This window comes from Herbaspirillum lusitanum P6-12, assembly GCF_000256565.1.
Taxonomy (GTDB): Bacteria; Pseudomonadota; Gammaproteobacteria; order Burkholderiales; family Burkholderiaceae_D; genus Herbaspirillum; species Herbaspirillum lusitanum.
In genome coordinates this window covers 1-4,532 of the sequence record NZ_AJHH01000539.1, presented here as the reverse complement: position 1 = coordinate 4,532, position 4,532 = coordinate 1, and the positions used below count along the sequence as shown (strand labels likewise).

5 protein-coding genes are annotated in these 4,532 nt (G+C 61.7%); all 5 read right to left on the bottom strand.

Annotated features, from left to right (window positions below):
- Positions 1 to 131: 131 nt before the first annotated feature.
- The gene (locus tag HLUSI_RS0117785) at positions 132 to 623 is read right to left on the bottom strand and encodes a hypothetical protein (RefSeq protein WP_016835237.1); all 492 of its coding nucleotides are present in this window, start codon (positions 621 to 623) and stop codon (positions 132 to 134) included.
- 226 nt (positions 624 to 849) lie between these two features.
- Entirely contained in the window at positions 850 to 2,931 is a 2,082-nt protein-coding gene (locus HLUSI_RS0117780) for an HlyD family efflux transporter periplasmic adaptor subunit (RefSeq protein ID WP_029363710.1), read from the bottom strand.
- A 5-nt stretch (positions 2,932 to 2,936) separates the two neighbouring features.
- Complete coding sequence (locus HLUSI_RS34310) at positions 2,937 to 3,710, bottom strand: efflux RND transporter periplasmic adaptor subunit (RefSeq protein WP_238534033.1); 774 nt, start codon at positions 3,708 to 3,710, stop codon at positions 2,937 to 2,939.
- Positions 3,677 to 4,171 carry a hypothetical protein gene (locus HLUSI_RS34305; RefSeq protein WP_238534032.1) on the bottom strand — a complete coding sequence of 165 codons (495 nt, stop codon included), beginning with the start codon at positions 4,169 to 4,171 and terminating at the stop codon, positions 3,677 to 3,679. Before HLUSI_RS34305 ends, HLUSI_RS34310 begins: the two co-directional genes overlap by 34 nt.
- Positions 4,168 to 4,532: putative Ig domain-containing protein (locus tag HLUSI_RS29365; protein ID WP_040503630.1), on the bottom strand; the 365-nt coding region annotated here is incomplete at its 5' end. The genes HLUSI_RS34305 and HLUSI_RS29365, both read right to left, overlap by 4 nt.

Here is a 4,532-nt window from a genome sequence, read left to right as displayed (position 1 = left end):
AAGGCCGCCGCATAATTTGCGGTGATTAAAAAAATGGTGCGCTGTTCTGCTGTCCGTTCTTGGCCGAGAACCGCAGTCCAAAATTTAGTCGTTTAGTTCTTTAAAGCCCATTGGTCAGGATCTTGGCTTCGTTATGGAAGTTTGTTTTTAAACCCATTGGCGACCGTCTGAAAAATCTGTGAACGACCGGGGGAAAAGGAAATCTTTGTCTCGCAAAACATACTGACGATCTTTCGGGTAGTCACGTATCCGATAAAACCAAACATGCTTACTTTCTTGTACTGACCGCGATAAGAGACCTCGATACTATCCAGGCCGTCTAGAGGCGATACCTTCTCATCAGTTATCGAAATCTCTAGGTTTCGGCCCATGTTCTCCGGCAGTAGAAGCCAATCCTCATGAGCCTTCCTGCGAAGTGTGAGCAGCCGGTTCGCCCAATCAATATGGTCTTGGCTAGGAATGACCAAAGGCTCGATTGAGAGAGTAATTCTGGTTTCTGACTGATCGCTGTATAGCTCCAGCCTGCTCTCATCCTCCGTCGAAACGTGACGCCATTCTCCTGGCAGATAAAAAGCGAACTCGGGATGCTCCCAAGTGAAGTCGGCTTGATTTTTATTGTTCATCTAGATGATCTGAGGTTAAAGAGCTTGTCCAGTTTAAAAGGTAATTGATTTGCGGACAATGACTACCCTAAAGTCAGGGAGATGCCAAAGACACTCAAGGTCCGCTCCTGGCCGATTGCGGACCTTGAGCGCTGATTTAGCGCTGTCCGATTTTGGCATGGCGTGTATCCAGCCACCTAACTAATTCGCACGTTGCTGATTAGTCTATTCCCTGTTTCATGCCGCCTCAAAATCCAGCTTCACGCCACGCCACCGAAGCCGCAGTACGCAAGAATCTGAGCGCCGGTACTTCCCATTTGCCGGCGATCGTCACTTTCCCACGCCATTCCTGTTGTTCGGCCGGGAGCGGTTCCGCGACGTGAAGCGCCACCCGGAACACCGCCTGTTCGGGATAAATCACACCGCTCTTCTCTCGCGCCAGGACGTCGCCGCCGAACATGGTCGCCAGTTCCGGCTCGCCCAGCGTGCGGGTGGCGTCGCGGTCGATGCTGGCTACCGTCAGAGACAATGTGCGACTGCCAAGTCCATCCGCGATGAACAGCGCCCGGTCGCCCGGCGCGATGCGATGCACGGCGTCTTCGCCGACGTAGGTGACGACCTGCCACTTTCCTGCCGCGACCAGCGAACCGAGGTACTCGCGATTTGTTAGCCATTGGCCCACGCGTAAATCGGGATCGACGTCGACCAGCACTCCGGCATACGGCGCGGTCGGCCGGTAGCGTTGGAAATCGGCGCCGACCGCGGCTTGCTCGGCCTGTGAAAAAACCAGCTGATCGTTGAGCACCTGCCAGTCCTTGCGCGTGGCGGCGTCAAAACCGGCTGCCGCCGATTGCCACGACAAGGATTGCTGGCGCGCGTCAGTCTCGCCGGTGCGCAAGTCCAGTTCCGCAGAACCTAGGCCCAGCAAAGTCTGGCCGGCCGGCACCTGTTGCATGTTCGAGACCGGCAGCGACTCGACCTGGGATTGCGGCGGTGCATACAGCGCCATATGCGTCTGCGGCTGCAGCATGCCGGACGTGCGGATGCGATCCGGCCACGGCAGCAGGAACAGCAGCGCCAGCGCTACTGCCAGCACGGCGCTGCAGCGTGCCCGGCGGCTATGCCTGAGCGCCGACCTACGCCGACGCCAAGCCTGCATTTCGTTCCAGAGCGGCAGCGACACGAACCAGACCATTTCCACGATGAACAACAGGATGCCGACCGCCTTGATGAAGAAATGGTAGACCAGCGCGGCGATGCCGAGAAACAGCACCAGCCGGTAAATCCACACCGTCCAGGCAAACAGGATCAAGCCGATCCGGCGGTGTGGCGGGAACACTTCCGGCGGCGGCTCGCCGAGCGCGAACAGGCGCTCGCGCAGATCCCAGCGCGCCAGCGCGAAACAGCGATTGTGTAAATTGGGCAAACCCAGGTAGTCCGACAGGATGTAATATCCGTCGAAGCGCATGAACGGACTGGCGTTGATCGCCAGCGTCGAAATCCATGTGGTGGTGGAAAGCAAGAAAGCCGCTTGGCGGATGCCGCCTTCAGGCAGCCAGACCCAGGCCAGCGTGGCCCAGGCGGCGATGCCCATTTCGGTGACCAGACGCTGTCCGCGGCGCGGCAGTTTCCAGACCTCGTTGGTGTCCGTATATGCCACCGGCCACATTACCAGGAACGCCAGCCCCATGGTCGGCACGCGGCAGCCATAACGTTTGGCCGTCAGCGCGTGCCCCAGTTCGTGACAGGTCTTTGCAAACACTACGGCCACGCCATACATCGCAGCGCCTTCCCAGCTCAGCGTATCCATCAGCGTGCCGGCGAAGCGATCCCATTCGCGATAGGCGCCGAGCAGTCCAAAGATGCCGGCGGCGACCGTCAGGCGACGGAAGGTCGGGCTGAACAGAAAGGCCAGGCGCGGTTGCAGCCAGGTCAGCCAGGCATCCGGGCGCACCAGCGGAATGCGGAAGAACAGGTAGTTGTGCAGCAGCCACTGGAACAGGCTGCCGCGCTGTCTAGCGCGCGACGCGGCAAAGGCAGCAGCCGATCCGGGCGTCACCTGCAACAGGTTCTGCTCGCGCAAGAACAGCAGGAAATTTCCGAATGCCTCGTGGTCGAGTTGCAGGGCGGTGTCGCGATTGATGGCGTCGACGATGGCTGCGGCGTCGTTCAGATGCCAGCGGCTCAGCATTTCGAAACTGGGCCAGTCGAGCTGAAAAAAAACATTGCGCACCGGATCGTGCAAGGTCCAGCTCGGCTGGCCGTCGAACAGACGCGGCCCGGGGCTGATCGATAATTCTTCCCGCAGGTCGGGAAGCTTGCCTGGCATCACGGTCACAGGGCAAGAAACTGCCGGATGCTGGCGAGCGGCCGTCGCAGCATCCAATACACCAGCGGTACCCGATCGCCCACCAGCTTTGCAGTGCCTTTGAGGCCGATGCGCTGCGCGGTGGCACCGTCAATTTTGGCGCGCACCCGGTACGCGTAGGTGCCGTCGGGACGCGCGGTGGCGCGATGTCCCATGTAGCGCAGCGTGCCGGATAGCGGCGTCATCGGCGCCGCGGACAGATACAAATGCAGCGGCGCCTTGTCGGGCAAGGGAATGGCGTCGCCGATCGGCACCCAGGCTTCGATTTCGACATCGTTGGGCGCGGCAATTTGCATGATGCGCTCGCCGGTCTGGACCGGCCGGCCTATCCATTCGGAAGGATCGTCGAACAAGGCAATGCCGGCCTGCGGCGCTTGGACCCGCGAGCGTTGGGCCTGGCCTTCCAGAAATGCCGCCTGCGCCTGCTTTTCGGCGACCCGGCCGAGCAAGCCTGCCAGTTGCGCCTTGGCGCGCGGATCGTTGAGCACCAGCTGGGCCGCTTGCCGGTATTCGGCTTGCGCAGTCGCCAGCGCTTCGCGCGCGACGTCCAGCTTGCTCGCGACCGGCGCCTGATCGAAGGAAAACAAGGACTGGCCTGCCGTCACCGTCTGATTGGGGCGCACTGCAAACTCCGCGATCACGCCATCCAACGGCGCGCGGATGGTCGCCGGATTGGCCGCGACCAGTTCACCCGGCGCCAGCACACTCAGATGCACCGGGAACAGTAAGATGCCCAACACCGCGGCAGCGACCACCGCGCGGCGCCGAGCGCGCTGTCGCCCGCCAGCAGCAAACCGGCGCTGCTGGAAGCATCCACAGAGGCGGTTGCACCACGCACGCTCCGCAGCGGTACCCACGCAACGTATTGCGGCAGCCACTCGTCCCACGCCGCGGTCACGGTGGTCGGCAACTGCGCAGGATCGACATTCACCGGCGTCGCTGAACCGTGCTGCTCCGCCAGCGCGCGACACAGTTGTGTGAGCCATTGCACGTAGGGCGCATTCGATTCGACCGCGACCACGCCGGACAGGGTATGGATGCCGCCGACGCCAAACCACAACGCCGACTGGCGATACGGCGCCAGCGCACGGCTGTCGTTGACGGCCAGGAACGCCAACTCATTCACGCTGCCCGCCGCACGGGCGCGTTGCGCCAGTTCCAGCAAGCTCAGCAGTGGATTGAAGACCGGACCTGCGTTCATGCGCGCAATCTCGCCGCTCCGTGCTTGGACGATAACAGCGCCAGACGGTCGGCGCCCGCAGCATGCGCCGATCTGAGTTGTTCGCTCAGTCCAGCGCGACCAACGGGTTCGGACACGCCGCGTTCCAGCTGCGCCCGTTGTCCGCCGCGCCCGTCTTTGCTCACCACAATCTTGAATACCTGGACCGCAACGCGGCCCTGGGCGTCGCGCGCAGTGACCGAGAAACTCAGCGTGCCCTCGAAGCCAATAGGCGGCGTGCCTTCAAAACGCCTTTCCTTGGCGTCGAATTTGAGCCAGCCGGGCAAGGGCTTGCCGTCCGCCTGGACGGCGCTCAATTGCACGCTGCCGGCGTCGCCGCGCT